The following is a 19272-nucleotide window of genomic DNA, read 5'->3' on the forward strand; positions in this document are numbered from 1 at the left end:
TTTTCAGGGATTTGTGGAATGTCCCATAGAAGCAGGCCCAGGAGACTAGGCGGAGTGCTTGTGTCCTGAGTGGGTCAAGCGAGTCAGCCAAATGCGCTCTGAAGTCAGGTCAAAACCAACGGCTTCTCCACCCTCGAGAACACTACCAAACACACGACGAAGAACATCAATTTCTTCTGGTTCAGAATTGGCGGCAGCAAGAGATTCCTCAATCGCCTCAACGACACTAATCAAATCTGGAGTTGTAACAACAGAGGGAAGCTTTCCCATATCAAGACCTGGACTCACGGCTGGTTTGAAACCTACCAATGTATCCGTCAGAAGAATCTTTTTTCCGGAGATAAAATTAACCTGAAGAAAGGGATTCCCGTCCGAATCCAGTCGAGGAATGACCTCGTCAATGTCGATCACTTCAAAGGAGAGACTCTTGCCATCGGCCTTTTGAAATATCTTGAGTTCCACCTGAGAGGAACCGCAATTGACCAAGCCGGCAGTGTCTGCAACGTAATTCAAAATTTCTTCGGCAACCATTTTAGCGTCACCTGGCTTTGTACTCTTTGGCAAAAGGCCTTCACTCCTGTGATGAAAAACCAGTAATTTGTTTTCGTCCTACCCCAGGGAAGACTTGAGCTTTCCCTCTATTTTTGGTTAATTGTCCTGTATCCAAGTAAGGCGTTTCGCATTGAGACGGAGAAGGAAGTCGTATGATCGTCACCCGCTGGCAGGCCCCATTGGTCCCCGATAAGAACCAAATTCACATGATGTTTGTGGCTGAAGGCCTGGAACCCTTTGAAGAGAGCTTTGACCCTGGGACCAATATTGCCAATCACCGCCACCCCTTTGATGAGGTCAGAATGGTGGCCTCGGGGCAACTGGTGATCGATGTGGCCGGGAATAAGATGCTTCTTCGGGCAGGGGACAAGATCGTGATTCCATCCAATACCAGGCACTCGAAAAAGGTCGAGGGTACTGAGCCCTGTGTCTGTATTTGCGCGAGCAAGTCTTACTAGCTCACTCCGAAGCGGCGGTGGGTTTGCATAAAATTGGGGACCTCATAGCCCGCCTAAATGTAAATCAGGTTGGCCTCCTGTGCTTGACGCCTCTCAGTTCGTGCCACTCAGGGCATGCCACTTCGGGGTTAAAGTCGAGGCAAACCTCGACTGGAAAAAGACATTTCATACAGGACTTTGGCACCATCTATTGGCAATTGGCCTTCTAGGGGCATCACCCAAGTGTTAAACTCATATTAATCTCGATCAACACTTGTGTGAGTCCTGTATGTTTGACAAGAACACCCGCTTTCTAGTGGTAGATGATCTCAAAACCATTCGGTCTTTGATGAAGGACATTCTGAAGAAACTCGGGTTCAGTCAGATCAATGAAGCTGAAGACGGACAGAAGGCCTTGAATATGTTGAAGGAGGCTGCCGACACCGACAACCCCTTCGGCTTTATCATCAGCGATTGGAATATGCCCAATAAAACAGGCCTGTCCCTTCTTGAGGACTGCCTGAAAGATGACAGCCTTAAATCCATTCCCTTTCTCATGGTGACCATCGAGAGCGAGCGCGAGTATGTCCTGCGGGCCATTCAAATGGGCGTCAGTGACTTCGTGGTCAAGCCTTTCACCGCCAAAACCATTGAGCAAAAAATCCGTGGCATCTGGATCCGCCTCCAATCCGGTGAGGCTCCAACCAGCTAGCTCCACCTGCAGTTACGGTCTGGACAATTCCGATATCTGATATCGAGATACCGGATATCAGATATCTGAGCATGGTTTCCATGAGGCGAGTGCTCGCGCTTGCGGTGAGTGAAAATCGAGTTCGGCTTACCTAATTGTTGATCTGCAAAATCCTTTGTCGTTTGATTCGGCCCTTTGCCAACCATTCTCCGTAAATCCTCACGCACCTTTCGGGCGCAGGCGCGTCTTTGGAATGCGTCAGCTATGCCGCCGCACCCCGTTCGGCTGAGCCCACTCCCTTCGGTCATTCAGCCTCCCACCCATGCGCGACAGTGGAGGATTCGGATTCACGGAAATGGCTCGGCAATCCGCCCGATTACCCGACAAAGGCGAGCTACAGTTTTGCAGATCAACAATTAGGTAAGCCAGTTTGAACGAAGGAGATGGGGCCTTTTCACCAGCCTCACTTTTGTTTCATCCATTCGAGGTACTGAGCCATAGTCTTCTCAAACCCCCGCCCACTCGGCTCATAAAAGACCTGCCCCTGGGCTTTCTCGGGCAGAAAAGACTGTTCCAGCCAGCCGGTGGGACCATCGTGGGAGTAGCGGTAGTCTTTGCCAAACCCCAAATCCTTCTCCAATCGAGTATTGGCGGAGCGAAGACTCGTTGGGATGGGAAGAGTTCCGGTTTCAGCAACAAAACTCTGAGCCCTTTTTAAGCCTTGGTAGCTGCGATTGGATTTGGGTGCGCAGGCGAGATAGGTCACCACTTGGGCAAGGTTGATAGCACACTCAGGCAGGCCAATGGCTTCCACGGCTTGAATCCCAGCTACGGCCACTGACAGGGCACGGGGGTCGCCATTGCCAACATCTTCTGAGGCCAAAATGATCAGGCGTCTGGCGATAAACACGGGGTCTTCTCCGCCGGCCAACATGCGGGCGAGATAATAGAGACCTGCATCGGGATCACTGCCACGAATGCTCTTGATAAACGCCGAAATGCAATCGTAATGGGCATCACCCTGTCGGTCATAGCGGATGGGAGACCGGGAGCAAATCTCCCAAACCCCCTCGCCTGATAGAGGAAAATCTTGATGCGTTTGGGAGTCCAGACCAAAGACTTCGGTGGCCTGCTCGATCCAACCTATGAGACGTCGAGCATCCCCGTCGGCAGAGGAGACAAGGAGCCGTTCAGCATCCGAAGATAGCACCTGCTCTTTGGAGATTTGCAGGAATTCAAATGCACGATCAACCAGTTTTGCCAACTCGTCCTGAGGAAGAGATTCAAAAACCAACAGACGGCACCGGCTCATAAGGGCCGAGTTCAGCTCATAGGCAGGGTTCTCAGTTGTTGCACCGACGAGAATGAAATCCCCGCGCTCGGTGTAAGGTAGCAACACGTCCTGCTGTGCCTTATTTAGGCGGTGAATCTCATCTACAAACAACAAAGTCTTGCGGTGGTGGCCAAGGCGCCTAAAACGAGCCTCTTCACCCAACTGTTTGAGGGCTTTGGCCCCGGTGTCGACGGCGCTCACCTCAAGGAACTCAGCCTCGATGTAGTGAGCGAGGATTCGGCTGAAGGTGGTTTTACCCGTCCCGGGCGGTCCCCAGAGAATAAGGTTCGGAACGATTTTGCTTTCTTCGATCTGTTTGCGCAGGGAGGATTGAGGTCCCAAAATCTTGCGCTGACCAACAAAATCATCCAGGGTCTTGGGGCGAAGTCTTTCGGCCAATGGCCGAAATCCGGGTTGGGTACTGTTGTCCGTGGCTGAAAACAAATCCATGACCCTTCTTAGGTGGGGAGGACGGGAATTTCAACCAGTGCTTCTCCGCGCCTACACAATTTGCCTCAAGTTGAAACAAATCAGCTGGATGAAGGGCCTGACACATTCTGTAAACACAAGAAATCAGGACCAAAGACTCAAAAAATACCCATCAGAGGTCGATAAGTCTTTGAGGGGAGGAAGACCCATGAGACTTCATGCACACGTCAGAAATAGCTTCTCGATTTTACTTCTTTGCGTGATCAGCATGGCCAGTGTCCATTGCGGAGGAGAGTCAGGTATCTCCAGCAAGGTCAATGTCGAGGTGGTGCCGGAAAGGCCAGTGGTCATTGATACGGATTTTACTCTGCGCCTTGAAGACGGCGATGGCGACCCGGATACATTTGAAACTGAACAGGTGACTGCCCCTTGGTTTTTGTTTGGCTACAAAATCAAAAACAACTCGGATAAAACCATCACGGTGGTCAATTTCAAGATTACGGTGACGGGCAAAAAGGGCACTGAGACCGTATCAACCGAGCACTCTCTTAACCTGGAAGACTTGGGGACCAACGTCACTTATCTTGAGGAGATCAGCGCAGGGGGTTCCGCCAGTCGTTTTACTGATACCAGATGGTTTATCGACACCCTTTCATCAGACGCTGACAGCTTTGCCTACCAAGTCACCGTAGAACTTCAAGGTTGGGTGGGGAAATCATCCAATCCGGAAGAGCGATTGTCGAAGAGCTTTACCTTCTCAACTCAATAAATTTAGTTAGTACCTGGTTATTACCCCCTGGGAATCGTTGCAGAATTTCATCTTTAAAGTTTCTTCACAGCCATGTCCAATACTGAGACCAGTGGGGTTAGCTGCAATCTAGACCATTTTCACCCCCCCCTTGGATTCTGATCAGTTCACTTGGCTTCTTATTTGACCAACAAATCCCGATGAACAATGGAGAGGTTACATGTGAAGAAAAAGCCCCATCGCATGCTCGAACGGCAATTGCGCAAGGCCCATCTCCAGGCGGATCAACTTCCCAAGGAAATGGACCAATGGCTTTCTCTGCTTGAACGGATCTCCCAAACTTACCTTCAGGCGGAACAGGATCGCTACTTACTCGAAAGATCCCTGAAGATCTCTAGTGAAGAAATTCGGCAATCCCAGGAGCAAATGGCCCACAATGCAAAGCTGGCATCGCTGGGCGAAATGGCCGGCGGGATTGCCCATGAGATCAACAACCCTCTCACCATCATTGCGATTCAAGTGGAAAAGCTCGAATTCTTGATGGGGAAAAAGGGGATTGCTGACTCTGATTTAGATGCCGGTCTCACCTCCATTCGCACCACCTGTGATCGAATTGCCCGTATTGTAAAAGGTCTCAGACAGTTTGCCAGCGGCAGCGAGAACCGAGACCTAGCGCCAGTTGATTTGTCTGAAGTCATTGGCTTATCGATCGAAATGTGTGAACAGAAGCTTCGCAATCGCGGTGTTGGTTGCCGGTTCATGCGCGAAAGGCAGACAGTTATCGTTGACGCCAATTCCATTCAACTCTCACAAGTCATTCTCAATCTCATTAGCAATGGTGCAGATGCGGTCAAAAACCTGGATGAGAAGTGGATCAGGGTTGAGTTGAAGGAAACGGGACAGTACGGTCAGATTTATGTCACCGACAGTGGAGCGGGAATTCCTGAGGCTATTCGCTCCAAGATTATGCAGCCCTTTTTTACGACTAAAGAAATTGGTGAGGGTACAGGACTTGGACTTTCTGTTTCCAAAGGTCTCATTGAGGGATTTGGTGGCAAACTGGAATACAACTCCAACTGTCCAAATACCCAATTCATCATATCTCTTAGAAAGCACGTTGAGGTTCAAGAAGATCTGGACGAAGCCGCCTAGTTTCTGAAACGACCGCTTAGAATTTGGGGTTTAAGTGGCACTCAATAGGGGGAAGAAAAAACTCCCTATCGACGTAGGCCTGGAAGACTCCCAAAACTCGGTTATCCCGATCCCTGTCCTGGGGATATACATGGAGAAGGAAATTGGACCTGCGGCGGTTGCCGTTGGTGACGCCCTCAATGGGGCGCCAATAAATATCGTGCCCGTCAAGACCCGATTCCTTATGAATAGGATAAGAGCGAATGGCGCGTTGGCTGTACTCCTTGTCTGAAAAAGGCTCGCGACTAGGCGGAGGAGGTCCCTCCTTTTGACTTAGGACAATGTCAGCCCAGTACTGAGGAATTTCGCCTGTCGATCCCTGCTGAGCCTGTGCTTGAAGAAAGGCATCGTTGGTACGAATAACTACGTCGATGAGAGTATGGGAATCAGCACCCCGTTTGTAGTCAAGACCTCGGCAGACCACTTCGACATAGCGGTTGGGAAGGTCAGATTTGGGACTTAGCTGTTCGTCGAATATCTCGCGCCCCATAGAGACCACTGACGAGTTGTGTCCGGAATGCTCAATCACACTGGTATCAACTTCGCGCGGGCTAATCTCGCGGCAATTCTCTCTTGTAAGAAAGGCTTTGCCACGGATGACTCGCATGATGGAGTTAGGTTCAAGCTCACCCTTCTGACTAATGGGGCACAAGCTATCTGCATTGTGAGCCAAATAAACACGCTCGACCTTTCCAGAGTAGCCGTCACCATTGCCCGAAGCATACTTGCTTTCCAGGCCAGAATCCTTTGATCCCAAATCTTTGGTCTGCAACTCATCACAGCCAAAAAGGCAAGGTAGAATGCCAATCAATAAAGTCAAGAAGAGCCAAGTCCGTTTCACTCAAATCACTCCCGAAGCGCCCACGCTTCTTGTTGCGACACTCTCATTATAATTCTTATGGACCGCGAGAACGGCTGATATAATTGAACAGATGGAATCCCAGGATTGGATCAAATTGATACGTTACATGGAAGAGAACCTGCGGGCCGGCCATTTTGGAGTTGTTCGCACACAATTTTCCAGGGTTTCTCTTTCCAAAGCACCCAGAAAGCACCTCTCGCAGATTGCTAATATTGCATGGAGAATCGGCCTTTATCGACTTGCCCTGCGTGTGCTTAATCCCTACGTTCGCTCAGAGCCGGGAACTTTTATCGTTGCCAGTGCCGCTGAGCGATTGGAATACGCCATCAGCCTGCAGAAGATAGGTGCAGCTGACGAGGCCTACGAGATTCTTAAAACCATGGATGCCAAGACCCATCCTCTCGCTCTGCTCTACATGTCCTTCTGCCACATGTCCTCTTGGGACTATGCCAGTACGATTCCCCTTTTGCTGGAATTCACTGCCAGTCCTCTAACGACTCCCTATCAGAGGATCGTTGGCAAAGTGAATCTCCTCGCTGCCAGCATTATTACCGATCAAATTGAGACTGCGGAGCAACTCCTAAGGGAGATTGGCAAAACCACCAAAGACCAGAACCTTCGCCTCCTGTATGGGAATTCCCTGGAGCTTGCTGCCCAAATGGCCATCTCTCAAAAGAAATGGCGAGAAGCCGAGCAGTACCTTGAGCAGGCGAAGGAGTTTCTCGGTAGCGACTCCTCGGTCAATTCTTTATTTATCGACAAGTGGCAAGCCGTATTAAAAGCCCATCAAAACCCAAAAGCACTGTCGAATCTTCACTCAGTGAAAACGAAAGCTTTAAGGGACCGCCATTGGGAAACTGCACGCGATTGTGACTTTCACATTGTCGTCACTAGCAAAGACCTGCGGGTCTTTGAACATCTTTACTATGGCACTCCCTATCCCTCCTATAGAGAGAGGGTCCTTAGATTAGCCAACATGCAATCCCCACCAAGCCACTTCGTCTATACACCTGGCAAACAGTCAAGTACACCAAACAGGGTGTTTGATTTGGAAACAGCGAGAGAACGGGACGGCACTTGGGAGCTTCGCGCCGGGCAAGTTCTCCATCGTCTGTTTGTCGCAATCTATCGAGATTGGTATCGGCCCTTGCGCGTAGGTCAGGCCTTTGCCGTTTTATTCCCCGACGAATACTTCAACCCGGCCACCTCCGTCGATCGAGTTCACCAGGCGGTCAAGAGGCTCCGAGAGTCTTTGCTCGACCGGGAAGTACCAATCGAAGTTCTGGAGAGCCATGGTGCCTACCAGCTCAGTGTTGGTGCCGACTATGGGGTTCGCGTTCCTGCCGACCCACTACCTCTAGAGGGCAAAGAACTCGAAATGCGCCAACTAAAAAGCATTGTTGAAACCAAGGAATTCACCTCTCGGGAGGCGAGAGTCAAACTTGGTGTTTCCCATGCGACGATGAATCGATTGATCAATTGGGCACAGGATCACAACAAGATCATTCGCCTGGGTTCAGGCACCAAAACCAAGTATCGAATCGCCGGCTAGCATCCACAAGTTATTGGAACTACACATATTATTGATAGTGTTCAAAATCGTCAGTTCCGCCATCGAGGCCCCGCTTGTAGCCTGGTGTTGAGCAAAACACACAAGTGGAGGGGTTATGAAACAGGCAGCAGAAATCATCTTATGGATCACAATTGTAACCTGGTTTTCAGGATGCAATGGTGAATGGCAAGAGTTTAAGGAAAGACTTCGCCAAGGACAGGGCCAATTGCCTGGAGAGACCCCACCTTCAACGGAAGAACCCCCATCTGTAACGCCGAGACCGGAACCGACTCTCCCTCCCCCTACCTCGGGCACACTCTGTGCCGGATTGAAATCGAAGTCCGGCGTCTACAGCGTGACCTTCTCTCATCTAGGATCCGAGAGAAAGACACAGGTTTCTATCCCCTCCACTTATTCTTCTGAAAAGGGAAGCCCCCTGATTGTTAGCTTTCATGGCCTAGGCGGTAATGGCTTGCAACATGAACGTAACCTAAACATGAACAAACTTGCCAATGCCCGCGGCTACATTACGGCCCACCCCGATGGACTCAACAACTCCTGGAATGCGGGGACATGTTGTGGAAACCGCGATGGCGACGATGTGGACTTTTTCCGTACTCTCGTTACAACTCTGAGCAAGGAGCTTTGCATTGATCCTTCTCGAATTTACGTCACCGGACTGTCCAATGGTGGTTTTATGAGCTACCGCCTTGCCTGTGAGGCCAGTGAGCTCATTGCCGCTGCCGCACCTATCGCAGGAACCATAGGTGTTGCCAATTGTTTACCTAAAAGGCCTGTCTCCATCCTTCATCTGCATGGAACCGACGATACCTTGGTCAAGTATGAAGGCAGTAGTCTCGGCCCTGGGGCGGTTGAAGCCACTGAAAGGTGGGCTGACTTAAACGCCTGTCCCGAAAAAACTGAGGTCCTTGTCGACAAGGGCAATTGGCTCTGTGAACAGGCGAAAGACTGCTCTGCCAAGAGCGAAGTCACACTATGTACCGTCGATCAAGGAAGCCATACCGGCCCCTGGCACTATTCTAGTGGCAGCACAGTCATTGCCACCGACGTCATTCTCGACTTTTTTGATCGAAATTAACTAAAAATCGTAGCCCGAATAAATGTCGTCCTTGGTGCCAAAACGAAGATCTGGTCCAGCGCTGGTAACAGTAAACGTCCGGCGCTCTAACTTGTACCGATAGGGAGTACCAAAAAGATCCTTGGCCAGATCCCTCTGAACTCCCTTTTTTAATTTCATATTACGGCGGACATAATCTGGGAATTCACTTTCCCTGGGCTGGGTTTGATCTATCGTGTCGAGGTAGATGATTTTAGCGATATTATTCACTTCGGTTTGTACCGCGACCACCTTCGTATAGTTGGTAATCTTAGCGATCTTAGCCTTAATCTCGGGGCTCATCGCGCCACCTCCAGCAAGCGCGGCAACAAGTGGCAAGGGTTTAAATAGTCCGAACACTTCAGGCACTCCTCATTTTATCTTCTTCAAATCTAAGCTCAGCGACCGACTCAATAAATAGGGCGAGATTGAGATTTTCCGAAAGAACTTTCCAAAATAGAGACTCACTGATTCTTAGAGCCACGATTGGTTCTGAGGCGACTACGGTCGCATTTCTGGGGGCATTCATTATCAGCGCCATTTCACCAAAAAACCCACCCTGTTCGATCTGCGCCACTTCACCTCCATCAATGCGAACAGAGACCCTCCCCCTAAGCAATAGGTAAAATCCATCGGTCACATCCCCTTGGCTGAAGAGAGTTTTGCCACTTTCAAAACGGAGGATTTCACCTTCTCTGGTGAACAAGTGCATGGTTTCCGCCGGCAGTCCGCGAAAAAGCTCTGAGGATGAAACATACTGATTGAGTTCAATTTTTTCCAATAACCGGGCATGCCCGTCTTCTCTGAGAAGTTGAGCGAAGTCCCGCTTTTGAATTTCAAACACTGTGGCACCATCGCAAGCCAAGACGTCAGCGTTACGAAGCGCTCCGGTCAATAGGGCCATTTCCCCAAAGACGGAACCCGGCCCCAACTGGGCAACGTGTTCCTCGGCACCGCTTTCATGGTTCTTAACCACTTCCACCGATCCGCTCAGCAAAACATACATGGATTTGCCTTCCAGACCCTGAACTATGATTTTGGAGTTTCTTTTATAGCGCAGAACCTTGCCGTGTTCGACCAGCTTATTCAAGTAGGTCTCATCTAAACTCTCAAACAGGGCAATTTTCCTCAACTCTGAAGCGATCCCTTCCTTGGAGCCAACTTCGAACTTTCTTCCAAATGATCCCCCCTCATCAGTGCGCAAAACCTTAAATAGAGGCTGGTAAATGGTTGTGCCGATGAGCCGGAGAATATCGGTGAGTAAATAGAGATTTACGAGAACAAAGCACAAAACAATGACGAGACTTGCTACCTTTTCCGGTCCGGAAGAGTTCACAATAGCCGAGGCTAAATTGGGAAGTAACTGGTCGAAGACATTGAGGGAGAGACTAAAACAGAAAAACAACCATACGATAGCTAGCGTGGAGTAAAGAATTAGAAAGAACTCTCGCTTCGCATTAGAGGACCGATGCGTGACTGCCAGGAGGGCCTTCTTGCGCAAATAAGGAAGAAGATGGTTCATGTTTTCTTCCTCAAAAAAGATATTGAAGATTCGACTTGCATCGGACTTACTAAAGGGATCCAAATCCACAAGAGTCAAAAGAGTTGCCATTACATACAACTGATCGAGCATCATTTTGTTAGCAAAGAGCTTACTGTAAACAAAGACCCAAAAAAAGTAGGAACTGATACTCGCTAGACAAAAGAGCAAGCCAAACCATCTCGCCTTGGTCGTGTAAATGGATGAACTATCAACTCTCAAGGACACTGAAAAAAAGTTCACCTGCAACCTGAGGCCATAGACCCTGCCTGTGGCCAGAATCAACATAAAGAACTGTAGAACACTTTTAAGAGAAATCAGGATTGAGTTACAGAGAAAGAAGTAGACCAACCCGAGAACGTAAGATTCTTTAATTTTCAAAAATACGTTCAAATAGGTCACGTTGGACGAAACTACCAGGCTGTGTAGCCCCAAAAAGAGGATCACAACCGCAGCCAGATTAAATACAATGGGGTAGGTCTTTGAAAGAGTGAAAATGCCTCCAAGGGGTATTTGCCAAAATACCTTCGAGATACCTGGTAGCTTTTGCTCATAGACGTTGTCTTTGCCCGGGTTACGCAAGTTGAGTGAGTCGAGGTTTTTAATTACCCCAGCCTTTGCCAGGCGATCAAGACACTCAAACACATCCTTAAAACGAGCCCGCCGGGTTTTGGCGTAAAGATCAGAGACAATTTGACGGACGGTTCGTTTCCCGTCGATCAGCTCAATGATATCTCTAAATCGATTCGGTAAAACCACCTGCTCCAGTCCAGAATCAGACTCAAAGGCCAGTCTCTGACCATCAGCAATGAGTTTTCCTGAGACCAGCTCCGGAGAGGTCTGTTCAAGAATCATTATCGCTATCCCAGTTTGTGTTTGCTGATTATCCCGCGCCTTCCAATACATCTACAAGGGACGAGGTCTCCATGCCGTCACCTCCCCCACCTTTATCACCGAAGTTGATGATTCTAGGGGTGAGGAAGATGAGGAGTTCATTCTTTTGAAAATCACGGCCGCGAGCTTTGAACAGCCAGCCCAATACGGGAAGATCCTTGAGGACTGGAACTCCCGATTCAGACTGGGTGTTGTCGCTCTGGTAGACGCCACCAATGACGGCAGTTTGTCCATTGTCGACAAGAACCTTGGTCTTTGCCTGACGAGTATTGATCGCCCGAGCCAAAGACTCTGTATCGACCACACCGCCGGCGAACTGACGTTTAACATCGACGTCCAAAATTACACTGCCCACTGCCGTAATCTGCGGGGTAACCTTTAAATTCAGCGTCACAGGTGTTCTTTCAACCTGGGTCTTAGATGTTCCACCCTGCTCGGTGACAGTCGACTTCGTCAACACCTGACCTTCCTGTGTGATTTCCGCAGCCTGCTTGTTCAAAGTTACAATTCTTGGCGAGGAAAGTACTTTAGCGGAATTCTCAGTTTCAGCTAGAGAAAGAATCGCACCCAACTCACCCAGGAAGTCCAACCTACCAACTGTCAGGCTAAGAGCGAATGGATTCCCTCGCAAGGAATCCCGACTCACCGGGTTCACACTGAATGTGGTGCGCAAGTCCAGAGGGCCACCATTGGCACCACCGGAGTCGCTCAAAGTAACGGGCTCACCGTCAAAGCTCCAGTTGACGCCCACGCTTCTCTGGAATGCCTCGGTCGCCTCAACAATCTTGCCCTCGATCATCACCTGCATTGGCGGAATATCAAGGTTTTTGACCAAGCGAGTGATCCGGTTGAGCACCTCGTCGGTGTCGGTAATAATCAATGAACTTGTGCGTGGATCGGCAGCGATTCTACCCCGTCCTTCAGATAAAAAGGGTCTTAACTGGCCTGCCAACTCTTCAACTACAGCATAGCTGACAGGAAGAACCTTCACGCGAATGGGTATCAAAGACTTCTGAGATTCAATAATCGCCCGAGCCGAGTCGGCCTCAGCCTGCAAGGTTCCAAGAGTTGAAATGCGGATAACATTCCCCTGGCGAATATACCCCAACCGTTTTGCCCTCATGATGGTGATCAAAGCCTGATCCCAAGGGACTTCACGAAGTTTCAGGGAAATGGATCCACCAACATCATCACTGATGATCATGTTGATTCCCGAATACTCGGCGATGAAATTCAATGCATCACGAACATCGGCATCCTTGGTTTGAATAGACAGCTTGCGGCCATAGAACTTGTTGTTCCCCATCAAGAACTCATCCAGGGTTCGCGAACCCAACACCTTTTCATCTTTTTCTGCCTCTGCCACATTATAAGATGGTTCCGAATCATCCTCTTCGACAGCGGCCTGTAAATCAGTCTCCTCGACAATCTCTTCCGGCTGGGCATCATCAACAAAAGCTGCCATATTTTCCTGCGTTGGTGGCAACACAAGAATCGAGTTCCCCTCCTGTTGAACAAGGGCCCGACCAGGATTTCGCATCTGCACGACAATCCTTGCGGTCGAGGAGCCGGAGTTCTGATAAGCGTTGATGGCTGCAAACTCGCTTTCAAATTCCTTCATAATATATGGACGCTTCAGGCGCCTAGGGAGGTTGGCTCCTGCAATCTCAATAACAAACTGGTTACTGTCTTCGTTTAATCTTGTTCGGTAATTGGCTTTTCCTGAAGTCTCGATAACCACAGTTCCGCCAGCCTGGTTGGCCAAATACTTAATATCTGTAACTTCGTTTCCTGCCACGCCTCCCGCGGCGGGCTCAGCAAAGTCCTCAACACCCCCCCCCGGCTCCATTGGCAAGGGTTCAGAGGCCACGTCCTGGGTCTCTTCCATGGGTTCCGGGAAAGGCTCTGACTCAGCCAGAGGGTCTTCAGTGCCCAGCCCGTCCTCTTCCATGGGCTCCTGGCCAGCATCAGCGGTCTCCATATCAGGCTCGGCAAATTCGTCATCAGTGAATTCATCACCGGCCATATCGTCCCCGCCGGCAAAGGCATCCTCATCTCCACCTGCGGCATCATCACCGCCCAAGTCGGCAACATCGGCCTCGTCGGCAAACTCGTCACCCATCTCATCGCCGCCGGCATCATCCACGTCGTCGACGCCCCCTTCATCACCAGCCCCAGCATCAAGCTCAGCGAGATCATCGCCACCCTGATCCGGCTCAACGCTGGTACAAGCCGTAAAACCCAGCAGCAAAAAAACGAGAAATAGGTGTTTAAATTTAATCTGCATCATCCTTGATACTCCTAGTTGCGTACCTTCCGGTTACCGGGAAATCTTCATAACCGTTGTCGTATAGATGACTTCATCTTCCTTACGAGTCGCCTCAACAACTACAACTTCGCCCTCACGAATAACTGCAATGTATCCATTGTTTCGACCAATACGTTCATTCTTGCCAATGATATGCACCGTATTGGTGGGATCCAAAAACATTGCCTTCGGCTCCCTCACCTCCCAGATTATACCTACAAGACGAATTTCATTCAGGTCAAATCGCTGCAAAGGCAACAATGGACCTTGAAGTTCGCCCTGATCCACCGGTTCAACCTCGACATAAGGCTTGAAGGGATCTTTACGGTTTTTGGGGTCATAAATGAAAGGCTCCAGGAAAGTCTGGAAATCCGTAAATTTGGGAATTGGTACACCGTCAATCGAATCAGGAATTCCACCCTCGCCAGGCTGAGCCCCTTCAGCTGGTGGAGGAAGTTCGCCTTCAGGCATTGGAGGGGGCATGGCTCCCTCAACCGGATTTTCCACACCACCTTCTGAAGGAGGTGGTGCCGCCGGAGCATCTACCGTGACCTCACCTTGGGCGGGCGGAGGCATTTGAATTTCAACTTCAGGGGCTGGTGGAGGTTCGGGAGTTTGCGAGCTGGACGGTGTTACAAATTGGGTGGCAACGAAAAAGGCCAAGGCGATGCTGACTAAACCAACCCCCAAATAAGCACCCAAGGTCTTAAGCTCTTTTAACGTCATTGTGGCTGCCCCTCAGTTGTTGCCTCCTGGGCCGGTAGATAACGGAAACCCTTAATCAAACACTTGAAAGTGATCATCGGAGACTCACGGTCGCCAATCTTGGCGGAGCTAACCATTGAGAGCTGGGAAATCGACAGGATCTTATCCAGCTTGGTCAGGTAGGAAAGAAACAAGAGGAGCTGAGCATAAGTCCCCACCAACTCCACCTCAACGATCATCTCCTCGTAGAACTGCCCTTCTTCAGATGTCGCACGAGACGCCATATTGCTGGTCACTTCACCAATACCGTTAATGCCCACTCCAGCAGCCTTGGCTTCGGTGGAGATGATCTTCATTAGATCGGGCATACTCATTTTCTCTGGAATGTAAGAGAGAAAGGAGTCAAACTCCGTACCCAATACACCCATGACTTTTTGCATGGTCTTGATTCGCTCAATCTGTCTTTCCAGTCCCTTAATCTCCGTTTGCTTATCCTGAATTTGCTCCTTGGTTTGAGCGATTGAAACCTCAAGTTCGCTTCCGCTATCATAACCAATCGAGTAATAGAGTCCGGCAATCAACAGGCCGAACATCAGCGCTTTACCAAAAGTAAGTTGCTGCATCCGATCCGCGAGAGTCATTCGGCAACTCCAATGGCTGTTGTAATCTCAAAGTTCTTCAAGGTACCGTCCGGAGTGTTTTGTTCCTTTGCTTGCAATAAAATCACATCAGTAAAAAATACGCTTTTATCCAGAGCCTGAATCAAATCAGTCAAATCATCATCCGTAAGTGCAAAGCCCTTTAGGCTAAACTTCTCATCCTGGTAGGTAAGCGTTGTCAGCCACACCCGTTCCGGCATGATTGTCTGCATATAGTCGAGGGCCTTTAGCTCGCGCAGTCGGGTTTTGGAGAGCTGCTTCATGATCTTCATCTTGTCTTCCAACTCTTTGGACTGCTTTTCTAGCTCAGAAACCTTGGAATTCTCGGCCTTGAGCTTATCCACCTCAGCCTGGAGCTCATTGAGCTGAATCATGTACCTCTGCTGTTCCTCCTTTAGAGAATCCACGTTATGGTTTTCAACAAAGACCAAAACGACAGCAAATACAGCCATCAGCATGATCTTGATAACTGCTTCTTTCTGAGCCTCGTTACCTCCCCGGTCAATGGATACGGCATAGGTCGTATCGCCACCGCCTTGCATGGACCGGTTTTTCAGGAGGTTAACTTTAATCATGCATCACCCAACTCACGCATTCCCAAACCCATCGCCACCGCCGAAAAGTCCCTGATTTGGGAAATATAGTCTGGAGAAAACACTTTGTCGTTGTATGCAAGGTTTATAAAGGGATCAAATATCTCCACTTGAAGACCGATGTGCCGAGACAAGTTGTCTAGCAAGCCGCCAGTTCTTGATCCTCCGCCCGTCACAAAACACTGGGTGATTGAACCGCTGGACGAGGTGTTCTTGAAAAAGTCCAAGCTCCCCTGAATTTCATCGCAGACAATTTCGTGGGTGGTTTGAATAATCCGCCCCAACTCCTCAGGGCCTGGGTGACCAGAGGAGTAGGCAATTTTGAGTGCCTCGGCCTCTTCCATGCTTATGCCCATGGATTTTTGCACTTCATTGTTGTAGGTCATCCCTCCAACGGGGATATCCCGGCAAAAAACAACTTCGCCACTTTCAACAACCACAAAGTTGGTGACACTGGCGCCAATATTGAGAAGGCCAACGACGTGCCCTTCCATTTCGCCGTAGTTTTTCTCAAAGCAGTTTGCCAGGGCAAAACCGCCCACATCAAGAATGGAACAAATGAGGCCAGCTGATTCCACAATCTCAGCATAACGAAAGACATTCTCCTGGCGGGCCGCAATGAGGATAATGTCCATGGTTTCAGCACTTTGATTGACGTTTTCAAGAATTTTATACTCGAGATTTACTTCATTCACATCGAAGGGAATGTACTGTTCGGCTTCCCAACGAATCTGTTCCGCCACAAGATTTTCATCCATTCGGGGAATCGTAATTTTTTTGACGATAATCGCAGTTCCCCAAAGTCCGGTGGCCACATGCCTTCGCTTTGTCTTAACTTCAGCTAACATCCGGCGGATGGCCTCGGCGATTGCCTGGCTGTCCATGATCTCCCCACCAATCACAGCCCCGGGTGGAGTTGGCGTGAGGCCAAAGGAAATCAGTTTAGCCCCTTTTCGACTGACATCAACTTCAGCAAGCTTGATCGTACTCGTACCAACATCGAGCCCGATGATCTTTTTGCCCGCGAAAAACATTCTGTGCTGCCCCTTCAAAGATGTATGCTTCGGCGCAGTAAATACCCTAATCCTCTAAAGATTAAATCGAACGCGACATGAAATGTCAATGTGGCGAAAGCAGCCCGGGTAGAAACAAATTCAAGTACCAGCGGCCGATGGCCTCGCCTCCGAAAATGTAAGCGAAGGCAGCCAAAACCAGATAAGGTCCAAAGGGTATGGTGCTCTTGAGCCCGCCTTTGGTCCTGATCGCAAAGACAATTCCCACCACACTCCCAATGATGCTGGAAGCTAGAATAACGAAGGGAATGGATTTCCAGCCCAGTATAGCCCCAATCCAGCCGAGCAGTTTGATATCACCGCCACCCATTCCCTCCTCTTTCCGCAAGGCGAGATAGATGTAGGCTATTGCATAGAGAAAACCAAATCCCAAAACTGCGCCTAAAAATGAATCCATGAAGCTTCGTTCGGGATTGATTGCCCCTCCCAATAAGCCCAGGGCCATTCCGGGCCAGGTGAAGACATCGGGCAAGATCATGTGATCCAAGTCGATAAAAGTCACAACAATCAAACCAAAAGCGAAAATCAGATACTCCAGAAGGATCCATGAAAATCCACATCGCAAATACAGAGCTGCAAACGCCAGGCCGGTCAGAAATTCTACCAAAGGGTAACGTTTGGAAATAGGTGCCTTACAGCTGCGACAACGCCCCTTCAAAAGGAGCCACGACAGAATTGGGACGTTGTCGTACCAGGCAATGGAAGCCGAACACTTGGGGCATGCGCTCCCCGGCCAGGCAACGTTTTTCTTGAGTGGAACACGGTAAATAAGCACATTGCCGAAACTGCCAAATATGGCACCAAATGCAAAGAAAGTGAGCGCAGTTACAGCTATCCAAAGATCGAATTGCTCAAGCAAAATCTTTTCTCCGGAAAACCCAGGAGGTCAGAACTGCAAAAAGCACAAACCAGCCAACAGAGTAGCCAATGGCGGCAATTACTTCACCCCTTCCTATGACTTCATCGTATATGACGGCTGATCGCCAATTGAATTTCTCCAAATTGGGAAGGACCGCCGTTATCACATCGCTGAAAAAATTGAACCCTGCATCCTTGCTTTTAGCGGCAAAAAAAGCCAAATCGTTCAGCCAATGGCCAATCAAAAAGAGACCAATAGAAAAGGTCACTGCCATCATAGGACTGGCAAAACTTCCGAAAAATATCGTCATACCCAAAAGCACCAGGGATTCCAGCACCACCCCGATCAAAGCAATCCCAAATTGAACGGTTAGCGGTACATCGAGGAAGAAGAAGATGCCCACCAGCACCAATGCCAGACCAAGAACAACTGTGAAGGTAATCAGAGTTAGGCCCAGACACTTGCCCAACAAAAACTGTGGGCGGGAAATTGGTCGAGCCAGGAGGGTCAAAATGGTTTTTTTGTCCATCTCCTTTGCCACCAGGGTGCTGCCAACAAAAATACTCAGAGCCACCATACTCAAATGAATGGCAGTAAAACCAAAGTTTGCTGAAATCCTCGCCTGTTCAGCAAAACTCAGCTCACCAAGCGCAAGGCTGAGACCAATGAGCAGTAGGGCAAAAACGAGCAGCCCGTAGAGAATGCGGTCTCTGATGATCTCAAGGTAAGTGTTCTTGGCCAAAACCCAAATGATCTTCACGCGTTCTGACCCCGCAAGGCAATCTTGACGAAAGCTTCTTCTAAACTCACCCTATCCTGACGAACTTCAAAAATGGTTGCCCCATCCTTTCTCAGCCCATCAATCAGGACCTGGGCTTCATCCAAACTTGGGGCTGAAACAGATTTCTTTTCACCACTCGCCAGATAGGTAATAGACGACTGATGTCCCATACTCAAAAGGAGCTTTTCGGTTTCACCTTCGTAAATGACCCTCCCATCGCGCAAAATGACTAAGTTAGCGCAAAGCCTTTCCGCGTCGAGAAGGTGATGACTGCTAAAAAATACTGCTTTACCCATACTGGCAGTTTCTCGAATAATTTCAGCCAAATAGTAGCGACCATCTGGATCCAGGCCACTCATAGGTTCGTCCAAAATTACAAATTCGGGATCGTGAATCAAGGCCTGAGCAACGCCAATCTTCTGTAGCATCCCCTTTGAGTAGTCTTTGAGCTTCTTGTCACGCGCATGCCACAGGTCGACTTTCTTCAGCAAAGCCTCGATTCGCCCCTTTAGATCTACTCTCTTTAATTTGGTTGAAAGCTCACCATAGAATTTTAAAAACTCACCACCAGTCAAATAATTGTAGAAGTACGGATGTTCCGGCAGAAAGCCGATTCTTCGTTTAACTTCGGGTGAGATGGGTTTATCGCCAAAAAAGGTGATGCTCCCTTGGTCAGGAAAGGCTAAGCCGAGGAGGCTCTTCATGGTCGTGGTTTTGCCGGCGCCATTCGCACCCAAAAACCCGGTGATGACCCCCGATGAAACTGTGAAATCCACCCCTCGTAATACCTCTTGCTTACGCGGAATAAATCCCTTCTTAAAGGACTTATGAAGTCCCTCGACACGAACCACTTCTGCCATATCAAAATTGGACCACAAGGCGAGGCGACAATCAATCACCGAAGGGGAAGACTTATTGCATGGGGCAGACCTATTTTGCTCCTGGTAA

19 protein-coding genes are annotated in these 19272 nt (G+C 49.3%); 6 read left to right on the top strand and 13 right to left on the bottom strand.

Annotation, left to right across the window (positions count from 1 at the left end):
* Positions 1 to 45: 45 nt before the first annotated feature.
* Complete coding sequence (locus H6624_17210) at positions 46 to 531, bottom strand: hypothetical protein (GenBank protein MCB9086082.1); 486 nt, start codon at positions 529 to 531, stop codon at positions 46 to 48.
* A 173-nt stretch (positions 532 to 704) separates the two neighbouring features.
* Between H6624_17210 and H6624_17215 the strand changes: the two genes are divergently transcribed.
* Entirely contained in the window at positions 705 to 1010 is a 306-nt protein-coding gene (locus H6624_17215; GenBank protein MCB9086083.1) for a cupin domain-containing protein, read from the top strand.
* 268 nt (positions 1011 to 1278) lie between these two features.
* On the top strand, positions 1279 to 1701 hold the full coding sequence (locus tag H6624_17220) for a response regulator (protein ID MCB9086084.1): 423 nt from the start codon (positions 1279 to 1281) through the stop codon (positions 1699 to 1701).
* A gap of 442 nt (positions 1702 to 2143) precedes the next feature.
* On the opposite strand, the gene H6624_17225 is transcribed toward H6624_17220, so the two are convergent.
* Entirely contained in the window at positions 2144 to 3463 is a 1320-nt protein-coding gene (locus H6624_17225; protein ID MCB9086085.1) for a replication-associated recombination protein A, read from the bottom strand.
* 187 nt (positions 3464 to 3650) lie between these two features.
* Between H6624_17225 and H6624_17230 the strand changes: the two genes are divergently transcribed.
* A complete protein-coding gene (locus H6624_17230; GenBank protein ID MCB9086086.1) occupies positions 3651 to 4211 on the top strand; it encodes a hypothetical protein in 561 nt (186 codons plus the stop codon).
* A gap of 201 nt (positions 4212 to 4412) precedes the next feature.
* Positions 4413 to 5342: a GHKL domain-containing protein gene (locus tag H6624_17235; GenBank protein ID MCB9086087.1), complete on the top strand. Its 930-nt coding sequence runs from the start codon at positions 4413 to 4415 to the stop codon at positions 5340 to 5342.
* A gap of 16 nt (positions 5343 to 5358) precedes the next feature.
* Here H6624_17235 and H6624_17240 read toward each other — a convergent pair whose 3' ends face one another.
* The gene (locus H6624_17240; GenBank protein MCB9086088.1) at positions 5359 to 6222 is read right to left on the bottom strand and encodes a hypothetical protein; all 864 of its coding nucleotides are present in this window, start codon (positions 6220 to 6222) and stop codon (positions 5359 to 5361) included.
* Between the two features lie 115 nt (positions 6223 to 6337).
* Between H6624_17240 and H6624_17245 the strand changes: the two genes are divergently transcribed.
* Together H6624_17245 and H6624_17250 are read left to right on the top strand one after the other, a co-directional pair.
* On the top strand, positions 6338 to 7795 hold the full coding sequence (locus H6624_17245) for a hypothetical protein (protein ID MCB9086089.1): 1458 nt from the start codon (positions 6338 to 6340) through the stop codon (positions 7793 to 7795).
* Positions 7796 to 7910: 115 nt separating this feature from the next.
* The gene (locus H6624_17250; protein MCB9086090.1) at positions 7911 to 8894 is read left to right on the top strand and encodes a hypothetical protein; all 984 of its coding nucleotides are present in this window, start codon (positions 7911 to 7913) and stop codon (positions 8892 to 8894) included.
* On the opposite strand, the gene H6624_17255 is transcribed toward H6624_17250, so the two are convergent.
* From H6624_17255 to H6624_17300, 10 genes are all read right to left on the bottom strand, one after another.
* Complete coding sequence (locus H6624_17255) at positions 8895 to 9272, bottom strand: hypothetical protein (GenBank protein MCB9086091.1); 378 nt, start codon at positions 9270 to 9272, stop codon at positions 8895 to 8897.
* Position 9273: 1 nt separating this feature from the next.
* Positions 9274 to 11307, bottom strand: a complete 2034-nt coding sequence (locus H6624_17260) for a cyclic nucleotide-binding domain-containing protein (GenBank protein ID MCB9086092.1) — start codon at positions 11305 to 11307, stop codon at positions 9274 to 9276.
* A 28-nt stretch (positions 11308 to 11335) separates the two neighbouring features.
* Positions 11336 to 13636 (bottom strand): type IV pilus secretin PilQ, encoded by a 2301-nt coding sequence (pilQ, locus tag H6624_17265; protein MCB9086093.1) that lies wholly within the window; start codon positions 13634 to 13636, stop codon positions 11336 to 11338.
* Between the two features lie 30 nt (positions 13637 to 13666).
* Positions 13667 to 14380: a pilus assembly protein PilP gene (locus H6624_17270; protein ID MCB9086094.1), complete on the bottom strand. Its 714-nt coding sequence runs from the start codon at positions 14378 to 14380 to the stop codon at positions 13667 to 13669.
* Positions 14377 to 15000: a type 4a pilus biogenesis protein PilO gene (gene pilO, locus H6624_17275; protein MCB9086095.1), complete on the bottom strand. Its 624-nt coding sequence runs from the start codon at positions 14998 to 15000 to the stop codon at positions 14377 to 14379. The genes H6624_17270 and pilO overlap by 4 nt, the downstream gene beginning before the upstream one ends.
* The gene (locus tag H6624_17280; protein MCB9086096.1) at positions 14997 to 15593 is read right to left on the bottom strand and encodes a PilN domain-containing protein; all 597 of its coding nucleotides are present in this window, start codon (positions 15591 to 15593) and stop codon (positions 14997 to 14999) included. Before H6624_17280 ends, pilO begins: the two co-directional genes overlap by 4 nt.
* Positions 15590 to 16645 (bottom strand): type IV pilus assembly protein PilM, encoded by a 1056-nt coding sequence (pilM, locus tag H6624_17285; protein ID MCB9086097.1) that lies wholly within the window; start codon positions 16643 to 16645, stop codon positions 15590 to 15592. The genes H6624_17280 and pilM overlap by 4 nt, the downstream gene beginning before the upstream one ends.
* Positions 16646 to 16730: 85 nt before the next feature.
* Positions 16731 to 17519 carry a prepilin peptidase gene (locus H6624_17290; protein MCB9086098.1) on the bottom strand — a complete coding sequence of 263 codons (789 nt, stop codon included), beginning with the start codon at positions 17517 to 17519 and terminating at the stop codon, positions 16731 to 16733.
* Between the two features lie 16 nt (positions 17520 to 17535).
* Complete coding sequence (locus H6624_17295) at positions 17536 to 18303, bottom strand: ABC transporter permease (GenBank protein ID MCB9086099.1); 768 nt, start codon at positions 18301 to 18303, stop codon at positions 17536 to 17538.
* The gene (locus H6624_17300) at positions 18300 to 19223 is read right to left on the bottom strand and encodes an ABC transporter ATP-binding protein (protein ID MCB9086100.1); all 924 of its coding nucleotides are present in this window, start codon (positions 19221 to 19223) and stop codon (positions 18300 to 18302) included. The genes H6624_17295 and H6624_17300 overlap by 4 nt, the downstream gene beginning before the upstream one ends.
* Positions 19224 to 19272: the final 49 nt, after the last annotated feature.

It is taken from the genome of Pseudobdellovibrionaceae bacterium (assembly GCA_020635075.1).
Classification (GTDB): Bacteria; Bdellovibrionota; Bdellovibrionia; order Bdellovibrionales; family UBA1609; genus JADZEO01.

What these genes read in the sequence shown, in the direction of transcription:
- H6624_17210 (MCB9086082.1), bottom strand. Translation starts at nt 531, where the DNA reads ATGGTTGCCGAAGAAATTTTGAATTACGTTGCAGACACTGCCGGCTTG.
- H6624_17215 (MCB9086083.1), top strand. Translation starts at nt 705, where the DNA reads ATGATCGTCACCCGCTGGCAGGCCCCATTGGTCCCCGATAAGAACCAA.
- H6624_17220 (MCB9086084.1), top strand. Translation starts at nt 1,279, where the DNA reads ATGTTTGACAAGAACACCCGCTTTCTAGTGGTAGATGATCTCAAAACC.
- H6624_17225 (MCB9086085.1), bottom strand. Translation starts at nt 3,463, where the DNA reads ATGGATTTGTTTTCAGCCACGGACAACAGTACCCAACCCGGATTTCGG.
- H6624_17230 (MCB9086086.1), top strand. Translation starts at nt 3,651, where the DNA reads ATGAGACTTCATGCACACGTCAGAAATAGCTTCTCGATTTTACTTCTT.
- H6624_17250 (MCB9086090.1), top strand. Translation starts at nt 7,911, where the DNA reads ATGAAACAGGCAGCAGAAATCATCTTATGGATCACAATTGTAACCTGG.
- H6624_17260 (MCB9086092.1), bottom strand. Translation starts at nt 11,307, where the DNA reads ATGATTCTTGAACAGACCTCTCCGGAGCTGGTCTCAGGAAAACTCATT.
- pilQ (MCB9086093.1), bottom strand. Translation starts at nt 13,636, where the DNA reads ATGATGCAGATTAAATTTAAACACCTATTTCTCGTTTTTTTGCTGCTG.
- H6624_17270 (MCB9086094.1), bottom strand. Translation starts at nt 14,380, where the DNA reads ATGACGTTAAAAGAGCTTAAGACCTTGGGTGCTTATTTGGGGGTTGGT.
- pilO (MCB9086095.1), bottom strand. Translation starts at nt 15,000, where the DNA reads ATGACTCTCGCGGATCGGATGCAGCAACTTACTTTTGGTAAAGCGCTG.
- H6624_17280 (MCB9086096.1), bottom strand. Translation starts at nt 15,593, where the DNA reads ATGATTAAAGTTAACCTCCTGAAAAACCGGTCCATGCAAGGCGGTGGC.
- pilM (MCB9086097.1), bottom strand. Translation starts at nt 16,645, where the DNA reads ATGTTTTTCGCGGGCAAAAAGATCATCGGGCTCGATGTTGGTACGAGT.